20 protein-coding genes are annotated in these 23,070 nt (G+C 68.4%); 4 read left to right on the top strand and 16 right to left on the bottom strand.

All coding sequences use genetic code 11. From position 1 onward, the window contains the following. The first annotated feature begins 107 nt into the window (after positions 1–107). A complete protein-coding gene (locus tag ON37_RS03695; RefSeq protein WP_040716682.1) occupies positions 108–1,577 on the top strand; it encodes a flavin-containing monooxygenase in 1,470 nt (489 codons plus the stop codon). Positions 1,578–1,584: 7 nt separating this feature from the next. Here the strand turns inward: ON37_RS03695 and ON37_RS03690 are convergent, their stop codons facing one another. After that, positions 1,585–3,813 carry a M20/M25/M40 family metallo-hydrolase gene (locus ON37_RS03690; RefSeq protein ID WP_168441177.1) on the bottom strand — a complete coding sequence of 743 codons (2,229 nt, stop codon included), beginning with the start codon at positions 3,811–3,813 and terminating at the stop codon, positions 1,585–1,587. A 141-nt stretch (positions 3,814–3,954) separates the two neighbouring features. Here ON37_RS03690 and ON37_RS03685 point away from each other — a divergent pair, with 141 nt between their 5' ends. Beyond that, positions 3,955–4,890, top strand: coding sequence for a TIGR03564 family F420-dependent LLM class oxidoreductase (locus ON37_RS03685; protein WP_040716681.1), 936 nt, complete (start codon positions 3,955–3,957; stop codon positions 4,888–4,890). Here the strand turns inward: ON37_RS03685 and ON37_RS03680 are convergent, their stop codons facing one another. Continuing rightward, positions 4,891–5,745, bottom strand: coding sequence for a universal stress protein (locus ON37_RS03680; protein ID WP_040716680.1), 855 nt, complete (start codon positions 5,743–5,745; stop codon positions 4,891–4,893). 242 nt (positions 5,746–5,987) lie between these two features. Here ON37_RS03680 and ON37_RS03675 point away from each other — a divergent pair, with 242 nt between their 5' ends. Then, positions 5,988–6,962 (top strand): Acg family FMN-binding oxidoreductase, encoded by a 975-nt coding sequence (locus tag ON37_RS03675; protein ID WP_051031150.1) that lies wholly within the window; start codon positions 5,988–5,990, stop codon positions 6,960–6,962. A 30-nt stretch (positions 6,963–6,992) separates the two neighbouring features. On the opposite strand, the gene ON37_RS03670 is transcribed toward ON37_RS03675, so the two are convergent. Genes ON37_RS03670 through ON37_RS03625 form a run of 10 tightly spaced genes read right to left on the bottom strand, consistent with a single transcriptional unit; the run spans position 6,993 to position 17,578 of the window. After that, entirely contained in the window at positions 6,993–7,595 is a 603-nt protein-coding gene (locus ON37_RS03670) for a TetR/AcrR family transcriptional regulator (RefSeq protein WP_040716679.1), read from the bottom strand. Between the two features lie 10 nt (positions 7,596–7,605). Beyond that, complete coding sequence (locus ON37_RS03665) at positions 7,606–8,931, bottom strand: cation:proton antiporter (protein ID WP_040716678.1); 1,326 nt, start codon at positions 8,929–8,931, stop codon at positions 7,606–7,608. A gap of 12 nt (positions 8,932–8,943) precedes the next feature. Then, the gene (locus tag ON37_RS03660) at positions 8,944–10,698 is read right to left on the bottom strand and encodes an NAD(P)/FAD-dependent oxidoreductase (protein WP_040716677.1); all 1,755 of its coding nucleotides are present in this window, start codon (positions 10,696–10,698) and stop codon (positions 8,944–8,946) included. Further along, on the bottom strand, positions 10,695–11,996 hold the full coding sequence (locus tag ON37_RS03655) for an NAD(P)/FAD-dependent oxidoreductase (RefSeq protein WP_051031148.1): 1,302 nt from the start codon (positions 11,994–11,996) through the stop codon (positions 10,695–10,697). Before ON37_RS03655 ends, ON37_RS03660 begins: the two co-directional genes overlap by 4 nt. Positions 11,997–12,052: 56 nt before the next feature. Continuing rightward, a complete protein-coding gene (locus tag ON37_RS03650) occupies positions 12,053–12,559 on the bottom strand; it encodes a flavin reductase family protein (protein WP_040716697.1) in 507 nt (168 codons plus the stop codon). Between the two features lie 5 nt (positions 12,560–12,564). After that, positions 12,565–13,020, bottom strand: a complete 456-nt coding sequence (locus tag ON37_RS03645) for a membrane protein (protein WP_040716676.1) — start codon at positions 13,018–13,020, stop codon at positions 12,565–12,567. A 1-nt stretch (position 13,021) separates the two neighbouring features. After that, positions 13,022–13,534: an SRPBCC family protein gene (locus ON37_RS03640; RefSeq protein WP_040716695.1), complete on the bottom strand. Its 513-nt coding sequence runs from the start codon at positions 13,532–13,534 to the stop codon at positions 13,022–13,024. Positions 13,535–13,542: 8 nt separating this feature from the next. Further along, positions 13,543–14,808, bottom strand: a complete 1,266-nt coding sequence (locus ON37_RS03635) for an aspartate aminotransferase family protein (protein WP_040716675.1) — start codon at positions 14,806–14,808, stop codon at positions 13,543–13,545. A 3-nt stretch (positions 14,809–14,811) separates the two neighbouring features. Further along, positions 14,812–15,945 carry an acyl-CoA dehydrogenase family protein gene (locus ON37_RS03630; RefSeq protein ID WP_040716674.1) on the bottom strand — a complete coding sequence of 378 codons (1,134 nt, stop codon included), beginning with the start codon at positions 15,943–15,945 and terminating at the stop codon, positions 14,812–14,814. 13 nt (positions 15,946–15,958) lie between these two features. Next, positions 15,959–17,578, bottom strand: coding sequence for an aldehyde dehydrogenase family protein (locus ON37_RS03625; protein WP_040716673.1), 1,620 nt, complete (start codon positions 17,576–17,578; stop codon positions 15,959–15,961). Positions 17,579–17,826: 248 nt separating this feature from the next. On the opposite strand from ON37_RS03625, the gene ON37_RS03620 reads away from it, so the two are divergent. Next, on the top strand, positions 17,827–18,567 hold the full coding sequence (locus tag ON37_RS03620) for an AfsR/SARP family transcriptional regulator (RefSeq protein WP_169332983.1): 741 nt from the start codon (positions 17,827–17,829) through the stop codon (positions 18,565–18,567). 4 nt (positions 18,568–18,571) lie between these two features. Here ON37_RS03620 and ON37_RS03615 read toward each other — a convergent pair whose 3' ends face one another. From ON37_RS03615 to ON37_RS32690, 4 genes are all read right to left on the bottom strand, one after another. Beyond that, positions 18,572–20,863, bottom strand: a complete 2,292-nt coding sequence (locus ON37_RS03615) for an MMPL family transporter (RefSeq protein WP_051031143.1) — start codon at positions 20,861–20,863, stop codon at positions 18,572–18,574. Positions 20,864–20,938: 75 nt separating this feature from the next. Next, positions 20,939–21,691: an HD domain-containing protein gene (locus tag ON37_RS03610; RefSeq protein ID WP_040716672.1), complete on the bottom strand. Its 753-nt coding sequence runs from the start codon at positions 21,689–21,691 to the stop codon at positions 20,939–20,941. A gap of 33 nt (positions 21,692–21,724) precedes the next feature. Next, positions 21,725–22,732 carry a bifunctional lysylphosphatidylglycerol flippase/synthetase MprF gene (locus ON37_RS03605; RefSeq protein WP_083892701.1) on the bottom strand — a complete coding sequence of 336 codons (1,008 nt, stop codon included), beginning with the start codon at positions 22,730–22,732 and terminating at the stop codon, positions 21,725–21,727. Beyond that, a partial coding sequence (locus tag ON37_RS32690) for a hypothetical protein (RefSeq protein WP_040716670.1) occupies positions 22,710–23,070 on the bottom strand: 361 nt, incomplete at its 5' end. The genes ON37_RS03605 and ON37_RS32690, both read right to left, overlap by 23 nt.

Below are 23,070 nucleotides of genomic sequence, written 5' to 3'. Positions count from 1 at the left end.
GAGCCGCGATTCGCCGGCGAATCCCCCACCGGCTCGTGGCCGGAAATATTGATTCATTGGCCGATGATCTCTCGGAATCGCACGCCCGGCGGCTCTACGCTTCGACTATGACCGCCACGCCATCCATCCTGATCATCGGTGCCGGATTCGCCGGCCTCGGCATGGCGCTGGAACTGCAGCGCGCCGGAATCGACAGCTTCACGATCGTCGAGAAGGCCCAGGACCTGGGCGGCGTCTGGCGCGAGAACACCTATCCGGGCGCGGCCTGCGACGTGCCCTCCCCGCTGTACTCGTGGTCGTTCGAACCGAAATCCGACTGGCCGCGCCGCTTTTCCCGACAGCGCGATATCCACGCCTATATGCGTTCGGTCGCCGAGAAATACGATCTGCCACGCAAGATCCGGTTCGGCACCGAGATCACCGACGCGGAATTCGATCCGGGTCGCGGCGGATGGCAGGTGCGCACCGCCGACGGCGAGACGCTGACCGCCGATGTGCTGATTCCCGCGGTCGGCCAGCTCTCCCGTCCGGCGATGCCCAACATCCCGGGTATCGACACCTTCACCGGCCCCGCCTTCCACTCCGCCGAATGGGACCACAGCGTGGATCTGGCCGGTAAGCGCGTCGCCTGCATCGGGACGGGAGCCAGTGCGATCCAATACATTCCGGCTATCCAGCCGACCGTCGGACACCTCACGCTGTTCCAACGCTCGGCGGCCTGGGTTCTGCCGAAATTCGACACCGAATATTCGGCCGTCCACCACGCACTGTTCAAATACTTCCCACCCAGCCGCTGGGCCGAACGGTTCGCGATCTGGACCTTCTTCGAGGTCATGGCGCTGGCCCTGACCGATGTGCCGTGGATCAAGCGCCCGGTCATCGCGATCGCCGACCGCCACCGCGAAAAGGCCGTCCCCGATGAGCAGTTGCGGGCGAAGCTGACTCCGGATTACGCCGCCGGATGTAAACGCGGCCTGTTCTCCAACGATTACTTCCCCGCGCTCGCCCAACCGAACGTGAGTGTGGAGACGACCCCGATCGAGGCGATCACCGAATCCGGAATCCGCACCGCCGACGGGGTGGAACACGAGGTCGACGTCATCGTCTACGGCACCGGATTCAAGGGCACCGAATTCCTGGCGCCGATGAACATCTACGGTCTGGGCGGCCGGAAACTGTCCGACGAATGGGCGGCCGAGGGCGCCCGCGCCTACCTCGGCATGTCGGTGCCGGGATTCCCGAATCTGTTCATGATGTACGGGCCCAACACCAATGTCGGGTCCGGATCCATCATCTACATGCTGGAATCACAGGCCCGCTACATCCGGCAGGTCGTCGAATATCTGGGCGCCGAGCCGGGGCACTTCCTCGCCGCCGAGCCCGCCGTCGAGCAGGCCTGGGACGACTGGTTGCAGAAGCGCCTGGTCGACACCCCGTGGAACTTCTGCTCCAGCTGGTATCGCAACGCCTCCGGCCGCATCACCAACAACTGGCCGGGTGCGACCCTGCTGTTCCGATGGAAGACACGGCGTTTCGATCCCTCGGACTACGCCGAGGGCACGGCCGCCGGGGCCTGAACCGACATCACAACCGCAGCTCGGTGAAGACGGCGGCCGTGCTGTCCTGGCGATAGAAGATATCGGCGGGTGCGTCGGCGAGACGGGAATCCGGCAGCCAGCTGTAGTCGATCACCCGCAGTGGCAGTGGCCCGGCCGGCGCGGTCAGCTCCACCACGACACCCGATGCGGTCGGGGCGTGAAACTGAAAGCCTGCGGCCGGCGCCGGTGTGAGGTCGCGACCCGCGACGCGCAGCGACCCGACCGGCGACCCGTAGCGCAGTGCCAGGGAGGTCGCGTTCCGATTCGAACGCAACCGCAGCCGCACCGTCCGCAATCCGGATTCGGTGGTGTCGGACAGGATTTCGGCGCTCGGCGCGGGCAGGTCCCGGACCGGGGCGGGACCGGCCGCGACCACTTCGTCCCACAGCTGGTCGAACGGCGCGGGCGGCGGCGCGGCGGCGACGAAGTCCCGGGTCCAGCGGTCCGGCGGCTGCCGGGAAATCCATTGCGCCGTACCGTGATCGGCGTCGAGCGCGTAGGACAGCTGCGACATCAGCGGATGCCGGTCGTCGAACCGATCGACGGCCAGACCGGCCGCGGCCAGCGCCACCGCGAGCACCACCGCGGTGGCCGGCACGAGCACCCCGCGTCGACTCGGCCAGGAGGCGGTCAGGGTGAGGAGGAACAGGCCACCCAGCACCGTCACCAGTGGAGCGGTGAGATACGGGGCCGCCGCCAGACCGGTCTGTAGCGCCGAGAACGCGGTGCCGCCGAGAATCACCGCGGCCGGAACGAGAAACAACGTCAGCACCGGCAGCCGCCACCGCTCCGGCACCACGAAGGTCAGCGCCGTGCCCACGGCCGCCGCGAATGCGGGTATCACCACCAGCACCGCACCTGCCGGAACCATGATCGCCGCTGCCCCGCCGATCATCGCCACCGCGCCGAGCACACCGGCCGCCGTCGCTGACGGCCCGAACAGCCGCCGCGACAACGCAAACCAGCCCAGCAGGACCGCGGCACACAGGACGAGGACGGCAGCGTAGTAGAACTGCGGCCGATACGGATCCACGAACAGCACGCGATACTCGGGTCGCACCGCCTGGACCGCTTCCCACCACCCGTACGCGGCCGCCATCCCGACCGGGACCGCCACCACTGTCGTCACCAGCGCGCCGAGGCTGCGCCCGATCGAGGCCGCTCCGGTCCGGCGCAGTCGCCACATCACGCAGACGACCAGGGCCACCGTCGCCAGCGCGAGGACCAGGATCACCCACAGCGGCAGCACCACCAGCACGCCGAACGGCAACTGGAAGTACGCGGGATTCGAGCGATCGACGGCGCCGAGATCACGACCCGCGAAGTCCCGGGCCAGCGCGACCGTATTGTCGCCGAACTGCTGCACCGTCCCGGGATCGACATGCGCCGGGTCGTCGAAGGGATTGTGGTAGTACGCGTTTCGCGCGGCGAAGGCCCAATCGAGGACGCGCAGGCCGGCCGGGTCCAGGGCGGCGAAATCGGTATTGCTACCGGTCTGATCGCCGGCCAGGGTGGTCGAGAGCGAATCGGTGTTCGGATGTGGCGCATCGGCCACCGGCCCGATCAGCCCGCCGTCCGGCCGGCTGATCCGCCACATCAGCACCGGCCCACCGGAACCGCGCGCCTCGTGGTTGAGCACCACCCCGCCGCGCGGGTCGACACCGCCGGCGGCGACGAAGGCCTCGGCGCCGACCAGACCCACCTCTTCGGCATCGGTCAGCAGCACCACCAGGTCGTTGCGCGGCCGCAGCCCGCTCGCCCGCAGCGCGCGCACCGCTTCCAGCACCGTGGCCACACCCACGCCGTCGTCGTTCGCGCCCGGGCCCGACGGCACCGAATCGTAATGGGCGGCAAGGTAAACGGTGCCGGTCGCGGCGGTTCCCGGCCAGCGGGCGACGATATTCGCGGCATTACCCAGTACCGCCACGTCGCGTCCGCGATCGACCGGGAACCGGCCGACGCCGGGACGAATGTCGGTGTCCAGACCCAGCTCCCGCAGCTTCGCCACCAGATGGTCGCGGACTCGATCGTGTTCGGACGTCCCCACCGGATGCGGCCGGGAGGCGATCTCCCGCACCGTCGTCAGCGCCCGCTCGGCGCCGAATTCCGCCACCGCGGCCGACCGGTGCCCGTGCGGTTGCTGTTCCCACGCGGTCACGATCGCGATGACGAGCAGCACGGCGAAGGCCGGCACACCGGATAGTCGACGCCCCATCACACCGATGATATCCGGCCGAATCGCCATAATCCGGCATCCGTCCGCGTCGCGACCCCGGAAGAGCGTTCCCCGCAAAGGTTTCGTGCGCACCGATCACAAGGGTGGCGCCGCGGGCTCCACCGGCTAACGTCTGGACGAATGAGCATCTCGGTTCCGATCGGCGTATCGGTGTGGCCGCGCCCCGACGCCGGCAACGACGTCGACGAGGTCGTCCGCCTCGCGGAAGCGGCGCGCGACACCGGCGTGCGGTCGGTGTGGTTCGGCCAGAAATTCGACCTCGATTCCCTCACGCTCGCCGCCGTGGTGGGCCGTGCCGTCCCCGGGGTGGAGGTCGGCACCTCGGTGGTGCCGATCAATCCGCGCCACCCGCTGGTGGTCGCCGCCCAGGCGCAGACCGCCCAGGCCGCGTCCGGCGGGCGCTTCCGGCTGGGCCTCGGATTGGGCGCTCCGCCACTGGAATCGGCCGCCTTCGGTATCCGCGAGGACAAACCGGTCCGGCGATTGCGCGAATATCTGATCGCGCTGCGGCAGGCGATCGAGGAAGGCACCGTCGACGTCGCGGGTGAACGCGTGCACGCCCGCCCACCGCTGCCCACCACGGTGCACGGCGGGGGGAACATCCCGCTGCTGGTCGCCGCGATGGGTCCGCAGGCGCTGCGTGCGACGGGGGAGCTGGCCGACGGGGTACTGCCGTTCCTCGCCGGACCGCGCACCCTGGCTTCGCATATCGTGCCGGCCCTCGAACGCGCGCGCCCCGCCGATCCCGTACGTCCGCTGCAGGTTGTCGCGGGCGTGGTCGCGGTGGTCACCGACCGCGCCGAGGAGGTGCGGGCCGAGGCCGCGCGAGCGCTGTCGTTCTACGAGCAATTCGATTCCTACCGAGCGGTTCTCGACCGCGAGGGCGTCGCGCACGCGATCGATGTGGCGGTGATCGGCGACGAGGAATACGTGACCCGGGGACTTCGTGCCTACGTCGACGCCGGCGCCACCGAACTGCTGGTGCACCAATCCGATCTCGCCGGACCCGAGGATCAGCTGCGCACCTGGAAGCTGCTGGCCGACCTCACCGCCTGATCAGGCCGCGCGCGGCCGGGCGATGATGATCGGGCATTCGACGCTGTGCATCAGGGCCTGACTGGTCGAGCCCAGCGTCATTCCCGGAAATCCGCCTTTGCCGTGGCTGCCGACCACGACCAGCTGAGCGGTCGCCGACTCGGCGAGGATCCGACGCACCGGCCGGTCCTCGACCACCACCCGCCGTACCGAGACCGGCTCGTCGGGATCATCGTGCACGGTGAGGGCGGCATCCAGCATCCGGTTGCCCTCCTCCTCCAGTGCGGCCGGCGAGGGATAACTGCCGAACCGCTGCCAGGTGTGCACGACCACCAGATCCGTCCCGCGCCGCCGCGCCTCGGCGAACGCGATCGCCAAAGCGTCCGCGCTGCACGGAGAGTCGTCGTAGCCGACGAGTACCGGACGTTCGGAACCGAGCAGCGGTTCGGCCGGTACCACGGCGACCGGGCCCCGCGCATGCCGCACGAGTGCCGTACTGACCGAACCGAGCAGGCTGCGCTGATACGCTCCGAGCCCGCGGGCGCCGACCGCGATCAGACGGGCCTCGTCGGCGCGGGCGAGCAGGGCCGGAATGATCGGCGCATCCACCACGGCCGCGCCGATCTCGACCCGCGGCGCGATGTCGGCCGCCACCCGCCTCGCCGCCTCGACCGCCTGTACGGCCTGTCGACGGGTCTGCTCGTGATGGTCTCGCACCCGATCGTCGTCACCGCGGTCGTCCGGAATCGGCGGCACCGCGCTGATCAACTCGAGCGGAACCCGGTGCAGCGCGGCATCGTCGGCGGCCCAGCGGACTGCTCGCAGCGCATCGTCGGAACTGTCGACTCCCACCACGACGGGTGCTTTCGAAGCCATGTGGATGTCCTTCCGCGCAGCGTTTCTCGAGCGATACTCCGGCGACGACGCCCACTACCCTACCGGCCGGCCCGGTGTCGGCTAACGATCGGAAACCGGCGAAAAGCCGGCGGCATGAGCGATTGGCCGGTCGAAGCCCGGAACAGAGATTGCTCGGCGCATGCGGGTTGATAACTGCCATAGTGGAAATACGTTGACCGATGCGCACGTGCACCCGACGAATCATCGCTCTGGGAGGCATCATGCAGAACGTTCCCGACCGCTCGACCATCGTTTCGGCCCTACAGCTGGCCGCCCGCGCGCCGTCGGTGCACAACACCCAGCCGTGGCGCTGGGATTTCGACGGGAAACGGTTGCAGCTGTTCAGCGATTCGGAACGGCAGTTGAAGGTGGCCGATCCGAGCGGACGGCAGGAGGTGATCAGTTGCGGTGCGAATCTGCATCACGCCCGGATCGCCTTCGCCGAGCAGGGGCATCCGATCGCCGTGTCCTACGTCCCGGAGCAGGCGCCGCACGATCTGCTGGCCATCGCCGAATTCGAGCCGCCGCGACCGCCGACCGACGGTGAGCGGGCGCTGGCCGACGCGATCCGCGAACGCCGCACCGACCGGCTGCCGATGGCGGCGCCGGACCGCCCCGAGCTGGTGGACCGGTTGCGTGAGGTGTCCGAACGGGCCGGGGTGCGGGTGGATGCGGTGGACGATTCGGTACGACCCCGCCTGGCCGCCGCCTCCCGGCAGACCGCCGCACTACAACAGTTCGACACTCCGTACCAGAACGAATTGCGGTGGTGGACGGGTAATTTCGACCTTCCCGAGGGGATACCTCCCTCGGCCCTGGCCACCGCGCGCGAGGCCGCCCTCGTCGACGTGGGCCGCGACTTTCCGATCCCGCCCGGAAGCCCGCGCCGCGCCGACGAACCCGACCACGCCACCCTCGTCGTCCTCAGCACCGCCGTCAACGCCGAACACGACTGGCTCGCGACCGGCGAAGCGCTCTCCACGGCCCTGCTGTCCGCCACCGCCGCCGGCCTGGCCACCTGTCCGCTCACCCATATCACCGAGATTCCCGCGGCCGTGCGCGCGATCAGCGCGGTCCTGCCCGACCCCGTACGCATCCCCCAGGTCCTGGTGCGCCTGGGCACCGCGCCCCACGACACCTTCGTAGCGCCCACGCCGCGGCGCCCGGTCGAGGATTTTCTGACCATGCCGCGCTGACCGGCCCCGGTCGCTACTTCTGCCGCTCCGCTACTTCTTCAGACCGCCGAGCATCAGCAGCATGACGGTTTCGGCGCGCTGCGACGCGGCATCGGGATCCGCGGCAGCGGCGACGATCAGCGACGCCTCGCACAGCACCCGGAAGGCCAGCTGGGCGGCGACCTCGGTGTCGAAGCGGGCCAGCTCGCCCACCCGGTTCATCTCCTCGAACAACTGCTGGATCAGCGGCAGCGCGTACTCGAGTTCGATCTCCTTGGTCTGTTCGTCCCCGAGTACCCGGGTGACCTGCTGCAACAGCGCCCGGGCTTGCGGGTCGCGGGCGTAGGCGCGGATGGCGGTGGTGGCGGCGACCTCCATCCGCTGCCACGAATCGGCGGGAACCCGCAGCACCTCCTGGGCCACCACCGTGGAAACCGCGGCGGTGGTCTCCCGGTAGACCTGGGCGAACATCTCCCGCTTGTCGCGGAAGTGGTGATACACCGCGCCCTTGCTGACATTGGCCGCCCGAGCGATGTCGTCGACCGAGGTGTCGTCGTAGCCGCGCTCGACGAACAACTTCTTGGCGGCCTCGAGAATGGCGCTCTTCGTCAGCGCGGCATACATCTCGCGGCGGCTCGTCTTGACCTCACTCACATAACCCAGTTTAGTCGTCGACGATGCGCCCACTGGCCGACTTGACGTCGGCGGCCGCGCACGCGGGTTCATCGCGTCCCTCCCTCCCGGTGGCGGCCGGGTCGCCGAGCGCCCAGCGCAGCAGCGGCGGCGCGGTCAACGACGTGATCAGGGCGACCAGGATCAGGACGGTATAGGCCGCCGGGCTGAGGATTCCCAAACTGAGCCCGATGCCGGAGATGACGACCTCGATGACGCCGCGTGCGTTCATTCCCGCACCGAGCGCGATGCAGAAGCGACTGTCCAGGCCGCTGAGCCGCCCGCCCAGATATGCTCCCGCGAACTTGCTGACGGTGGCGATGGCCAGGACGGCCAGGCCGGTGCCGAGAACCTTCGGATCGGACAGCGCGCCCAGGTCCATCCGCAAACCCGCGGCCGCGAAATAGATCGGCGCCAAGACCGCCAGCACGGTCGTATCCAGCGGTCGCACCAGCTCGGCGGGCAGCCGGCACGAGGCGACGACCATTCCGCAGAGGAAGGCGCCGAGAATCGCCTCCAGCCCCAGCGCCTGCGTGGTGACCGCGCCGGCCAGCAGCACGATCACCACCGTCGCCGTGACGGTGGCCGGCTCACCGCCGTCGGCCGCGCGGCGCACCAGGGCCCGGATCGGTCGCCGGCACACCATGACCGCGAGCGCGGCGGCCGCGACGGCGCCGACGGACAGCAGCACACCCGACACACTCGGCCCACGAACCGACAGCGCCGCCACCACCGACAGCAACATCCAGCCGAGGGCGTCGTCCACGGCGCCGGAGGACAGGATCAGCTGTCCGATGCTGCGCTGCATCAGGCCGAGGTCGAGCAGTGTTTTGGCGATGACCGGAATGGCGGTCACGGCCAACGCGATCGCGAGAAAGAACGCGAAGATCAACGGATGCGAGCCCTCGGATCGCAGCGGCCGGGCCAGCACGACGCCCGCGCCGACGCCCATCGCCAGCGGGATGACGAAGGCCATACCGCTGATCTTGGCGACGGTGCCGGCGTGCGAACGCATATATCGCAGATTCACGTGACTGCCGGCCAGCCCGACGAGCAGCAGCACGCCGAGCTGGCCGATCGCGTCCAGCAGGTGTTGCTGGTCCGGTTGCGGTGGAAACACCCACCGCGACAGCGCCGGAAGCAGATGCCCGAACACCGAGGGGCCCACCAGCACCCCGGCCAGGAGCTCGCCCACGATGGCGGGCATGCGGATTCGCGCACACAGCGTGCCGAGCAGCCGGGCCAGCCCGAGCAGCAGGGTCAGCTGGACCAACAGGACCAGGACGGTGTGCGACGGCACGGGCGGAACAACCCCCATCGGTATTCCCGGTCAATTCCGCCGGCGCCAGTCGCGGTTGCCCGCCGCCACCATGTCGCGCAGCCCGCGATAGGCGGTGCCGAGGCCGCCGGCCAGCTCGCGGCCGTAGTACGCCCCCGCACTGGGAACGACGATGTCGAATCCGCCGGTGAAATACCGTCCGCGCACCGATTCCGGGCTCCGGTACTTGCCCCACAACAGGATTCGCGTCATCGACGCCAGCGTGAACGGTCCGGACGGGCACCGCCGGGCGGGGTCGAGCGTATGCCAGAAATCGGGCGACAGGCCGCTGTCGGCCAGGGCCGCGTAGATGCGGCCGCAGGCCTGCCCGACGGTGATCTCCTTGTCCCGATACTCCTGCATGGCGGCACACGCGGTGTCGAACAGCCGGGCGCAGTCCGGATTGTCGATCGCCTGGACGCCGCGGTACGGCGCCTGTTCCAGCGCGTCGAAGGCCAGGGTGTTGTGTGTGCGGTCGAAGTCGAACCCGGCCTGCATCTGACCGTTGACGCCGTAGAGGGTTCCGATGGTCCAGACCCGGAACCAGGCGTTCCAGAGCTCGAAATCGTCGAAGGCCACGTACGAATAGCCGACCAGTTTGTCGTAGTAATCGAAGGAACGCTTCACCCACGTCTCGAGATATTCGAACCGCTCGCGGCGGAAGTCGTCGTCACGGACCGCGTCGATGAGCCGGTGCCCCAACGCGTTCAGCGCCATCACCGTGACCGCCAGTCCGCTGGAGAACAGCGGATCGATGAAATCCGACGCGTGCGGCAGCAGGCACCAGCGGTCGCCGACGACCCGGGTGGACGCGAACTGGTTGCGCGCGTTGGACATATAGGGCCGCACCGCGCGGGCGTTCTCGAGTTGCCGGTGCACGGTCGGCAAGGTGCGGATGTGCGACCAGAATTCGGCCTCGGGCGACTCGTCCGGATCGTGCGGGTAGCGGTCGATGTCCAGACTCAGGCCGACCGAGCACAGTCCGCTGGTGGAGTCGGGATGGTTGTCGAACGGAATCACCCACACCCAGCCACCCGGGAACAGGTGGTGCAGTGTGCCCTGGGAGAAGGGGCTCGGCATCCCGTGCCGGCGGCGCGGTCCGGCCAGCTCGTCGAACGGCCGCACCCCCGTGAAGTGGCTGAAGATCGTCCGGGTCCGGGTGCGGTACGGCGGTTCGGTCCGCAGCCCGAGCACTTCGCCGAGGACACTGCGCATACCTCCGGCGTCCACCAGGTAGCGGGCCCGGATACGGGTGGCTCCGGCCGTGTGCACGGTGACTCCGGAGTCGTCGAATTCGACGTCGGTCACGGGGGTGTAGGTGAGACCGACCGCGCCGTAGGACAAGGCGATTCGATAGACGTAGGCGTCGATGTCCTGCCGGAAGAAGTGCGAGTCCGGCCCCAGCGGCGGCCCCCACGTGGGGTACTGGGTGCATTCCTCGGGTCGGAAAGGTTCGCCCGGGCGGTGATAGGCGAAGCCGAAGTTGCGCTTCACGCCGGAGGCCGCGCTGACCTTGCGGCGCAACTGTCCGTGCGAGGACAGGTTCTCCAGTTCCGGAACGTCATAGCGGCGGGCCAGGTTGCGCAGGCCCATGATGGTCTCCGGCACGGTCGATTCGCCGATCGCGAAGCGCGGATGGCCGCCGGCTTCGACGATGACGACGCGGACGCCGTGCCGGGCCAGGATCGCGGCGAGGGCGGCGCCGCCGATCCCGCCGCCGACCACGGCGACGTCGAAGGTCTGCTCTGCTTCTGGGGTGGTGGTCATTGCGGCTGCCCTTCTACGGTCCGATGCTCGGTGCGGACGTGCCGCCGGGCGGTCTCGCGCCGCACGCGGTAACGGTCCAGTCGGTCGAGGTACTGCAGGTAGCCCCGGACGCCGTTGGTCCGGGCGAAACGGGTGGGTATGCGCTGTGCGGTGCTGCGATACCAGGGCAGACGCGGTCGGCTGCCACCGGTCAGCATGTCGGCCAGTCGCCAGGCGGTATCGACCGACATCGCGAATCCGTGCCCGCACCAGGCGCCGGCGTAATAGACGCCGTCGCGACCCGGAACCGCGCCCACCACCGGAAGCCGGTCGATGCTGCTGGCGGTGAGGCCGGACCAGCGGGCCGCGATCTCCACCCCCGACAGTGCGGGGAAGCGTTGCAGCAGTTCGATATCGACGCGCCGCTGCACCCGATCGGAGGCTGCCGCGTCGCGGCGAGGGTCGCCGCCCGGCACCAACGCCGGGCCACCGCCGAAGACGAGCCGCTTGTCCGCGGTCATCCGGTAGTAGTTGAAGAAGTTGCGCTGATCGATGATTCCGCCGCGCCCGTTCCACCCCAGCGCCGCGAGTTGGTCGCCGGCCAGCGGCTCGGTCGCCAGCAGATGGGTGCGGATCGGCACCACCGAGGACCGCATCGGGTTCAGCTCGCCGCCGTACCCGTCCACGGTCAACAGGATTCGCCGGGCGGTGACGCTGCCGGCCGCGGTGATCGCCCGCGGCCGACCGGCATCGGTATCGAGCGACAGCACCCGGCTGCCCTCGTAGACCCGCACGCCACGGCCGCGCAGCACGTCCGCCAGACCCACGGCCAGCCGGTACGGGTCGACCACCATCGCGTTGTCGTAGGCGAATCCGGCCACGTAACCCGCCCCGGCGTGTTCGGTCACCTCGTCGCGAGTCAGCCAGCGCACCGGACGGTCGAGCCGGTTCAGCGCACGCAGGTGGGCCGCCATCCGACGCTGATCGGATCCCGTCACGGCCACCAACGTGTGCGGTTCGTCGCGGGCGTCGCAATCGATGCGCTCGGTGGTGACGATCTCCCGCAGGCGGTCGACGCCGTGCTGGGAGGCGTCGAAGGCCTCGGCCGTCACCCGGTCGCCGAGCCTGCGCCGCAGCCACGGGAGCGGGATGCTCAACCCCGGTGACACGATCCCGGTGCTGCGACCGGTCGCGCCGGCGCCGACGAATTCGGCTTCGAGGACGACGATGGTCAGATCCGGATCCGCCGACGCCGCATAGTAGGCCGCCGCGAGCCCGGCCAGGCCCCCGCCGACGATCACGAGGTCGGCTCGGATCACCGACTCGAGTTTCGCCCAGGTGGGAATGTGCTCGGGCCACCAAATCGGCCTGTTCGTTAGGTTCGCAGCAGCGCGAACGCCTGACTGTGCCACAGCAACGGCCTTCCTGAATCGGTCTTCAATGCAACGATTTCGCCGACGACCAGTTCGTGGTCGCCGTATGTGCGGCTGTCGCCGAGGCGGCATACGGCCCACGACAGCGGGGTCGCGAGCACCGGCACGTCCAGGACGTAGCGGTGCTGATGCCGGCCGAATCGGCTGCCCGCCGGGGAGGCGAAATCCTCGGCGATTTCCCGCTGGTTCTCGGTCAGCAGTGATACGGCGAAGGAGCGGGATCGGTGGATGGCGGACAGCGTCTTCGAGCCCAGGGACAGACATGCCAGCAGCAGCGGCGGGCGCAACGACAGCGACGTCACCGACGACGCCGTCATCCCCACCGGACCCGCGGGACCCCGCGCGGAGATGACCGCCACCCCGGCGGCCATCGTCCGGTACAGCCGCAGACATTTCTCCTCGGCGGTGACCCCGTCGTCCGGCCCCGATTCGACGGCGGTTTCGCTCATCGCGGTCACCGTGCGGTCGCGTGGCCGGCCAAGCTCTTCTCGAATTCCTCGAATTCACGAATCTGCTTGGGCTCGAACGGAACACTGAACGGTTTGACGAAGCTGCCGAACAGGGCGCGGTCACCGCACAGGTGAATGGGGACCACCAGCAGCGCCCATTCGAAGCCGTGGATCCAGATCCACAGCCCGAGCACCACCGCCTGGGTGATGAAACTGTGCATCGTGTTGTAGAGCACGTAATAGACCTTGGGCACCGCACCGGTGTCGGCCCGCAGATGGACGACGAGTCCCGGGAGGTAACCGATCACGTCGATGTAGGCGAACAGCAGGATCGCCGGCCACCAGCGCACCTCGCCGAGGTGCAGCAGGAACAGGACACCGCAGACCAGCATCGCGACGCCGTATTCGGCGCGCAGCAGGGTGTAGGTGGTTTTCGTGGTGAAGCGGTTGGCGTAGTCCATGTCAGCACCCCGTTCCGCTCACCGCGGCACTCGCCAGTTTCCGGTCCACCGCCGCCGCGGTCGCCGGATCGCCGACGACCTCGATGCCGCCGAGAATTCCGGCGAGGATGGTGGCTATCCCTTCCTTGAGCACCTTCTCCGCGATCGGCTCCAGCACGCCCGCCAGGCTCGGAATTCCGAAGTCGAAGTCCGCACGGAACGTGACGGTCGTCCCGTGGTCGAGCTCGGCTACCGTCCAGTTGCCCCGGAACACATGGAAATCCCCGGATTCCTGCTCGAATACGATGCTGCGCTGCTCCGGCCGGAAATAGTCGATCTCCACCCAGCGCAGGGGCCCGTTGCGGAAATACACCTCCCAATCGCTGACCGCGCATTCCGCGGTCGCCCCGGGGCGGACGACCACCGAGCGGACATCGTCGACGTGGTTGGGATAGTCTTCGAAATCCCGTATGGCGCAGTATGTTTCATCAGCGTCCCGATTGCGGACACGGACGGTGAGGGTGACGTTTCGCATTGTCTCGATCATCCTTCGGGATAACGGGTCGCGACCGCTCGCGCGGACGTCTCGAACCTGGTCAACAAGAATTCGATTTCGCTCGCGCTCAACGTCGCGGGCGGTGTCAGGCGGACAACTCGGTCGGAATTCAGCGAATGATTGGCGATGACGTTGTTCGTGATCAGTTCGATCAGCAGATCCGCGGCCATGGCCGGGTCCGCGAATTCGATGCCGATCAGCAGACCGCGCCCGCGGACCCGGCAGCGGTGGCCGGGGAGTTCGGCCTCGACGATCGTCTCCAGCGCGGCCAGCAGTTCGGCGCCGATCCGAGCCGCCCGTGCCACCAGATCGTCCTCGGTGATCGCCTGCAGCGCACCGCATACCGCCGCCATCGCGATCGGCGCGGCCGCGAAGGTGGACGTGTGCAGGAACGGATCGCGGTCCAGCGGCGCGTACACCTGCTCGGTGGCGATCGCCGCCGACACCGGAATCACGCCGCCGCCCAGGGCCTTTCCCGCGAGCAGGATGTCCGGCCGGACCCCCTCGGACTCGAGCGCCCACCAGTGTCCGGTGCGGCCCAGCCCGGTCTGGATCTCGTCGACGACCAGCAACGCCCCGTACTCCCGGCACAGGTCGGCGACACTGCGCAGATATCCGTCGGGCGGGACGATCACCCCGCCCTCCCCCTGCACCGGTTCGACGATCACGCAGGCCGCACCGGGGTGGCGGGTCAGCGCGGCGGCCAGCGCCGGCAGGTTGGCGAACGGGATGTGGGTGACATCCGGAAGCAGCGGCCGGAACGGGTCCTGGAAGACGTCCCGGCCCGTAACCGACAGCGCCCCCAGCGTTTTGCCGTGGTATCCGTTGCGCATCGCGACCAGGTGGGTGCGGCCGTTCAACCGCGCGAGCTTCAGCGCCGTTTCGGTGGCTTCGGTGCCCGAGCCGGAGAAGTGGACGCGGGTGAGATTGCTCGGCGCCACGGCCATCAGCGCCTCTGCCGCCTCCGCCGCCATCGGTTCGAGGAACATGCGGGATCCGACCGGATGCCGGTCGAGCTGGCGCCCGACCGCCTCGATCACCCGCGGATGCCGGGCGCCCATGATGAACACCCCGTACCCGCCGGCATTGAGATAGCGGCCGCCGTCGCCGGTCGTCACCCAAACGCCGCTGGATTCGGTCTCCACATGTCCGCCCAGCATCTCCCCGACCCGGGCCCGGCCCGCGCTGAGGTGCCGGCGGTAGATCGACGCGACCTGATCACCGGTGGAAACGAATTCGGTTTCGATACTCATCGCTCACTCGATCCGCAGGACGTCGCCGGCCAGGCTCGCGACCAGGTCCGCCCCGGCCGCCGAGCGCGAGGGCGGATGAAATGCCGAACACTGGCAGGCGGCGACGAGATACGCGAGATCCGGATCGGTGACGAAGGCGATGCCGCCGAGTGCCGCGAGTGCCGCGCCGGCCGCGTCGCGGATCGCGTCGACCGCGCCGTATCGGGCCACCAGGGCCCGGGCGAGGTCGGTATTGGTGTTGGCCCCCGCCGCGAGCGCGGCCGCCGTACCCTCCAGGAGCAATGCCGCGGTTTCCAGGCGGATCCCGAGTTCGGCGCGGCGGTCGGCACCGGCCCGGTCGGCATCGAACACGCGCTCGACCAACGCGCTCGCCATCCCCAGATAGCTTGCGGTGATGAGCATTTCGAACCAGATCAGGCCGACCGTCTGCAGCTCGTCCAGTTCGCCGTTCGCGCCGACGCCGACCGGGACGACGAGTCGCTCGTCGACGAAGGTGTCGGTGAGGCGAACCTCGTCGCTTTCGGCGCCGCCGAGAATCGGGGTGGACCAGAACGGGTGCACCGACAGTCCCTCCGTTCCGGCGGGGATCAGAATCACCGAGGTCTCGACCCCGGTGGGCGTCTCGATCGCGACGCTCGCCGACAGCAGGTCCATCGACGCCGCGAGACTGCACGGCTTCTTCGACCCGTTCACCACGATCCCGCCGGGGGCGGGCGTCCCGCGCAGCGTCGGGCTCAGAATGCCCTGTCCGGGTCTGCCCTCGGCGAAACCCGAAGCGACGAGCAGGTTTTGATCGGCGATGCCCTCCAGCAGCGCCCATTCGACCCCGCTGGACCGGAGCCCGGCAGCGAGCGTGAAGATGGTCGCCACCGAGAAGTGATGCATCGTCGTCGCTACCGCCAGCGACGGCGCGCAGGCCCCGATCGCCCGGGTGATCCGCACCGCTTCCAGCGGCTGGACCCCGTGCCCGGAGTACTCGGCCGGCACCAGCAGACCCGGACCTCCGTACTTGCGGAACAGCTCCAGGGCCGGACCACCGGGTGATTCCAGTTCCGGCAGCGGATGTTCCAGCAGGGCCGAGCGCAGCCCCGGGAGGTATTTCTCGCAGACCGCACGCGCTTCGTCCATCGTTCGCATCCGGACTCCCCCTTCAGTGGTATCGAGGTGCGGTGCCCGGCGCCAGCACGGAAACACCCTGGATATGCGTGGTGCGCAGCACCGGATAGTTCGCCTCGCCGACGGCGCCGCCGGTCAATCCGGTGCCGCCGTGCGACGGCAGCGGGGCGGAGAAGGCGATGTGCGAGTCGTTGACCTTCAGCAAGCCGCCGTTGACGACCTCGTCCACATACCGCTGAATCACGCCGGCATCGGCGGCCCACAGCGAATTCCGCAGGCCGTACAGGTTGGAGTTGACGAAGTCGATGAAGCGCGCCAGGAGCCGCTCGTCGGATTCCGGCGCCGGCACCACGATCGGAAGCAGCGGGAAGAAGGTCTCGTGTTCGACCGCCTCGAGTTCGCGCGCGCGCTCGAGCCCGTCCACCCGGAGCACGGTCGGCTGCAGGAAATATCCGCTGTCACCCGGAGTTCCGTCGAGATGCATACCGGACCCACCGGTGATCAGCTGTGCGCCCTTCGCCAGCGCGTCGTCGAGCACCCGGCGGAACCGGTCGTGGCGCAGCACCGGCGACAGCAGCACGTCCTCGTCGTCGGGATAGCCGGGGCGCAGCTGCTGCGCCTTCTTCGCGACCCGCGCGATCAGGTCGTCGGCCACATCCGGATGCACGAGAACCAGATTCGGAATCATGCACAGCTGGCCCGATCCGAAGAACCCTTCCAGCAGTGCATCCGAGGCGTGGTCGAGATCGGTGTCCGACCACACGACCACGATGTCGTTTCCGGCGAGCTCCAGAATCGGCTTCTTTCCCGCTGCGACACAACGCTTCTCGAAGTTCAGTCCGTTCTCGACGCTGCCGAAGTACATGATGTCGTCGACCAGGGGGCTGGCGAGCCAGGCCTGCAGGACGGGTTCCGGCTCGCCACATACGGCGTTCACCGTCCCGGCGGGCGCCCCCACCGCGTCCAACGCCGCACCGAGAACGACCCGCAACGCCCAGGCGGCACCGAGCGGCACCGACCGGGGCAGCCGGACCACGACGGCGTTGCCCGCCACCGCGCTCAACGTCGCCGCGAAGATGGCACTCGACATGGGCGCGTTCGCCGGCGGGTTGACGCAGACGACACCGTCGGCGCGCCGCCGGACGATCTGGCGCCGACCGCGATAGCTGAATTCCTTGTGTAGTTCGCCACGGAAAAAGCTGCGCGACAACGGATCACACGCTTCCAGCCACCCGGCGATCTCCCACCGGGCCAACTGCAGCGGGTGCCCCTCGACCGTCAACATCTGTTCGATGGTCTCGGTGTGGTCGACGATGTTGGCCCGCACCTGCTCCAGCAAACGGTCGACGCGGGTCTCCAGCGGCGCCGACCGCCACACCCGCGCGGCGGCCGCGGCGGACTCCAGCGCCGCGACGATCGTCCGGTCGTCCGCGACCGCGACCCGACCGGCGAATACGTCCGGGTCGGCCGCGGTCGCCGGCAGTTCACCGCTGTCGAGCCGCCGCTTCGCCGTCAAGGTCCGGAACGAGTCGGTCAGTGTCGACCGGGCTCGCGGTACATAGACCCACGTGTCACCGCTGTCGACGTCTCGGCCCGATATGTAGCTCCCGAAAGACGGGATCGCAACTGTGTCCGCTGCGCTCGCCATGCTCACCAACCTCGTTCGAACATCCTGGGAATGTGCAGGGAAACGCCGTCGATCCCCCGGAAACGAAGACTACGAACGAGGTATGAAACCGCTCTGACGCGCAAACGCGGCCGGTTTCAGCCGGACGTCAGAGCAGCGCTCACCGATGATCCGGTAGGTTGACTTGGGTAAGCCGAGCCAATACTCTCACAAACGAGCAGCGGAGCTTGGGGGATTCGGTGAATTGCCACATTATTTCGGGGGCTGCTGTGCAGGTGCGAATTCAGGTACTGGGACCGACCGCAGTGGCGTCCGAGGGCAATTCGATTCGACTCGACGGGCACAAACTTCGCAGTCTCGTCGCGATACTGGCCATCCGCCGGGGAGATGTGGTCGGACGAGATGAACTGATCGAAGAACTCGCGCTCACGGAATCGACGCAGAATGCGGTCAATGCCCTGCACGCGCATATCACGAGATTGCGCCGATGGCTCCGCGCCCACGAACTGCCGGCCGATCTGGTGGAGACCTCGGGAACCAGCGGCTACCGGATCGATATCGAACGAAGTCAGGTCGATGCCTGGCAATTCATCGACACCGTCGAGCAGGCCGCTGATCTGACGGCGAAAACCCCGCTGGTCGCCGCCACCGTGCTGGAGGACGCACTCGCCCTGTGGCGCGGGGAGGCCCTGCGCGACGTGGTGGACAGCGACGGGGTGCGCCGCTTCTCCGAGCAGCTGTACGCGGTGCGTTGCCATGCCCAGGAAGCCCTGCTGACGGCGTGGATGGACCTCGGGCGACTGGACCGGATCGCCCTGCACGGCCGCCGGTTCATCAAGGACAACCCCCTCAACGAACGATTGTGGGAACTGATGATCGAGGCCGCGCAGCGGGCCGGGCGGACGGCCGAGGCGGTGGCCCTGTACAACGATCTGAAAGGCTTGCTGAGCCGGGAGCTCGGCGTGCTGCCGGACCCCCGGATCGCCAGATCGGTACAAGACCTGAATTGTGCGTGAACCATCAATCTGCGACGAATTCGCGATTATCCCGCTGCGGAATATTTTTCGACACGTCGCTGTGATTTCTCACAGTTTCCTCCTCGGTCAATCCCCACCTTTCGTGGAAACGGGACAGAGCGGCGGGAGCCCACCAGTTGAATCGTCCCATCAAACGCATTGCCGCGGGTACGAGCAGCGGACGGACAAGGAAAGCATCCAATGCCACACCGACGGTCAAACCGATGCCCAGCCCACGCATGAAGGACACCTGCCCGGCACTCATCGCGATGAAGACGAATATCATCACCGTGGCCGCGGCGGTGACGATTCTGCCGGTGCGCGCCAAACCGATTCCGACCGCCTGCTCGTTATCGGCGACGGTGCGACTCGAGTTCAGCCATTCCTCCCGTACGCGAGACAGCACGAATACTTCGTAGTCCATTGCCAGCGCATAGGCCACGCACGCCAGCAAAGGCGGAATGAATGCGGTGAAATGCCCGGTGGCGGTGGTCCCGGCCGCACCGAGATGGCCGTTCTGGAAAATCCACACCAGAACGCCGAAGGCAGCGCCGAGCGAGAGCACATTCATGATCAACGCCTTCACCGGTAGTACGACGCTGCCGGTCATCAGGAAGATCAGTACGAAGGTCATCAGGGCGATGACGGCGATCACGATCGGCGTGCGATCGGTGATGCCGCGGACGTTGTCCAGATTGCGCTGCGCCAGTCCGCCGTAGAGCGCCGGCGCGGGAGTGTCCACCGCCCGCAGCGCGGCCAGCTGATCGCGGCCGGCATCCGAGTAGGGGTCCCGAGTCGAGCTGATACTCAGGTAGGCCGCGCGATTGTCGGCGGCAGCGTCGTAGCTGTTGATCGAAACCGCTTGTCCCGCAGCGTATACGGCGCCGGGCGCGTTGACCGCGAGGACCCCGTCCACGCGCGACAGAGCGCGGGCATAGTCGTTCAACCGATTCGGACCACCGGTGTATTCGGGCAGGACGACGTAGACGGTGCCGGCGAAGTTCTGCGCGAATTCCGTGCGCAGTGTGTCACCGGTCGCGCGCGCCGAGGCCGAGGTGGGCAGCACCCGATCATCCGGATAACCCAGCTTCATCCCGATCGCGGGCGCACCGACCAGCAGCAGGAGGCCGCCCACCACGACGACCACCGGAACCGCATGCCGCATCGCGAAGATCGCGACGCGGTACCAGCCGTTGTCGGTGGAGGTGCGGTCGCTGGGTGTGCCGCGGCCCAGCAGCCGGGCCAACGGTCGCCGGATATCCCATGCGTCGATGCGGTCCCCGAGGAACACCACCAGCGCGGGCGCCACCAGCAGTGAACCCAACAGCGAGAAGCCGACGCTCACAACGCCCGCGTACGCCAGGGATCGGACCAGATATTGCGGGAACACGGCCATGGCCGCGATCGTCAACGCGACGATGAGAGCCGAATACGTCACCGTCCGGCCGGCGGTGTTCATCGTGCGGACCAGTGCCCGATCGCGCGGTACGCCGCGTGCCAATTCCTCCCGGTAGCGGCTGACCACGAACAGCGTGTAGTCGATGGCGAGCGCCAGACACAGGGCGGTGGCCAGATTGACGGCGAAGACGGAGACGCTGGCGAACGTGTTGATCAAGCTCAGCGCTGCCGCGGACGCGGCGATCGCCACCCCGGCGACGGCCAACGGCACCAGCGCCGCGAGGGCGCTGCCGAAGATCCACACCAGCGCGATGAAGGTGAGCGGGAAGGCGATCGCCTCCATCAGGAACAGATCGTCGCGCGACTGACGCCCGCCCTCGCTGTAGGTCATCGCCTGACCGCCGGCCTGGACGTCGACCCCGCCCACCTCGCCGATCAGCGGTTCGGCGAGATCGTGCGCCCGCGTGGTCGCCTCCCGATCGTTTCCGCCGATGCGCGCCACGACCAACCCGACGGTGGCATCGGTGCTGCGCAGGGACGCGTTCAGGGGTGGCGGCGCCGTCCAATAGGACAGCACGTGCCGGGAATGCGGCGAATTCTGCAGCGCCGCGGAAATCGCCGCGGCCCGATCGCGCGCCGCGGCGCTGTCGGCACCCTGCGGGGCGCGGACGGTGAACACCAGGGTGTAACCGCCCGCACCGAACTGCTGCTCCATAACCCGGTCCGCGCGGTCGGACATGGATCCCGGAACGTCGTAGCCCGCCGCGGGCAATTTCAGGCTGGCCGGCAGCCCGTACACGCCGGCCGCCACGAGCACCGCGAGCGCGGCGACGAGCACCGCCCGGGGACGGCGCAGGGCCAATTCGGCGCATCGACCGAGCACCCTGAAACGAACCATCACAACCCCCAATGACCATTCGGCAAACCGGTGTAGATTCACCGACCCTCAGTCGGTGAGTCTACCCAAGGTCAGTCACTCGGTCAAGATCCGGTTGAGCGGATTGGTCTTGACCGGCAGCGCCATGCCCTGCTTCCACATCACCGCCGCGCGCGAATCCGGCCGTTCCCGGGCCTCACGCCGCATGGCCGACAGGAATACGGTGGCGAAATCCGCACGCGGACAACGCCGCAGGATCTCCGCCAGCACCTCCCGGGGAACGTCACCGCAGCGCACCCCGGCAACGTCCAGATGCGCCCCGGCGTGCAGCAGATGGGCCTCCACTCCGCTGTCCACCGGAACCCGCACGTCCATGTGCACAGCGATCGCGTCGGCGACGGTGTCGGCGAAACGCTGTTCGGCACCCCAGCCGGTCAACGTGTCACGTGCGGCGGCACCACCGTGCACGGCGAAACACGCCGCCTCGGCCGGTGGCCGGAAACGGTCGGTCAGGCCGGCATCGTGCAACAGGCAGGCGATATAGAACAATTCGGGGTCGTATCGCAGATTCCCCAACTGCGCGAAGACATCTCCGAAATACCAGCACCGAACGCAGTGGGCGAGCAATTGCTCACCGTAGATCTCCTCGGCCAGATCGGTGGCCTGGCGGGCCAGCCGGCTGTCCGGTGGCGCCGCCGCCACCGTGATTCCGGGCCGGTTGTGCGCACCCCCCAGTGCCGCGCGCACCACGCTGGGCATCCCGGCCAGCTGAGCCACCACCGCGCGCCGGGCGAAGCCGACCTTGGCGCGCCACGCGAGCCGACCTGCGGAGGATTCGATATCGGTCACTGGTTCTCCATTCCTGTTCCTCTGATCTGTTCGTCAGACCGAATTGGTGACACGAAGCAATTGCCACACCGAGCTCGGGCGCGGCCCGCCTCGGAACGCCAGGTATTCGGGCTCGACGATGTGCGGTGCCCATTTCAGTTTGAAGGCCTGCTGGGTCTTGGCGGGGTAGACGAAGGAACCCCGTTCCGACAGGGTCCGCACCATCCAACGCACCAACCCGTTCGCCCCCGGATGATCGTCGGCTCCGAGTCCGGCGAACGGGGTCAGTCCGAGGTGCAGCCAGCGCGCCCCTTCCGCGGTGAACTGTTGCAGCGCTTGGAAATTGACCAACTCGATGGTGCCCACCGACGCATCCGGGGTACGCCGGGTGAGATCGTAGAGCCAACCGGGACGGGTGCCGAATGCCGGGGAATACGACACATAGCCGGTGATCCGCCCGTCCCGCTCGGCGATGAACAGGCGTCGCGACCGCGCTCCCCGGCCGCCGCGCTGGCCCACCATGAAGTCGAGCTTCTTCACGTGACGTCCCTTCGCCCGCAGCCACTCGGCGTCGATCGCGTCGAGTTCGTCCTCGCGCTCCCCGGGTGCGATCTCGGTGACGGTGGTGCCCTCCCGCTTGGCCCGCGAGATGTTCTGGCGCACCTTGGCCAGCGGTTTACCCCTACTCGTGAACGCGGCCAGCTCGATCGAGTAGGAGCAGCCGAACTGGTTCACCGAAAAGCCTTGCCGCACGAAGAATTCCACATCCTCGGGACGAACCTGCACGACCACGGTGTGGCGGCGGCCGACCACGTCCCGGGCGAAGGCGGCCAGCAGGTCCGCGCGGGCGTGCCGCGGAGCGAACGGACCGCCGAAGATCAGAACCGACCGGCCGCGCCGACGGTAGGCCACCACGCCGGGAACGTCGGGGGTGGAGTAGTGATCGGTGCCGTCGTTGCAGGCGATGAAACCGCTCGGGTGATCGGCGAATTCGGCGACCCAGTCCAAGGCACCGGACGTCGGGTGGTGGGGCGTCTCGTCAGTTGTTCGTCCTACCGACATGGCTCTCCTTCACAGGTACGGACGCTGCCCGTCCAGCGTGCCCGGGGGCGCTGACGTCGCCCTGACGCGTCGGCTCCGCGGCCGGGACCCGCCGCAGCGGGACGAAGACCAGGACCAGGGCCGCGATCGGCGCACCGATCGCGAGCCACGTCGCCGGACCGAACTGCCCGCAGATCGCCGCGGCGAGCGCGGCACAGGCGCCGACGCTCACCCATTCACCCCACCGTGCGCCGGCCCGGGGCGGCGGGTCGCCGCGGTAACGCAGGTACACCGTGGCCGCCACGCCGGCCACCGCCATGACGGCGGGCCCGGCGCCGACGAACAGCAGCGCGAACGCC

Origin of the sequence: Nocardia veterana NBRC 100344, from assembly GCF_000308855.1 — a bacterium.
GTDB lineage: Bacteria > Actinomycetota > Actinomycetes > Mycobacteriales > Mycobacteriaceae > Nocardia > Nocardia veterana.
This window is presented reverse-complemented; position numbering and strand designations above follow the sequence as displayed.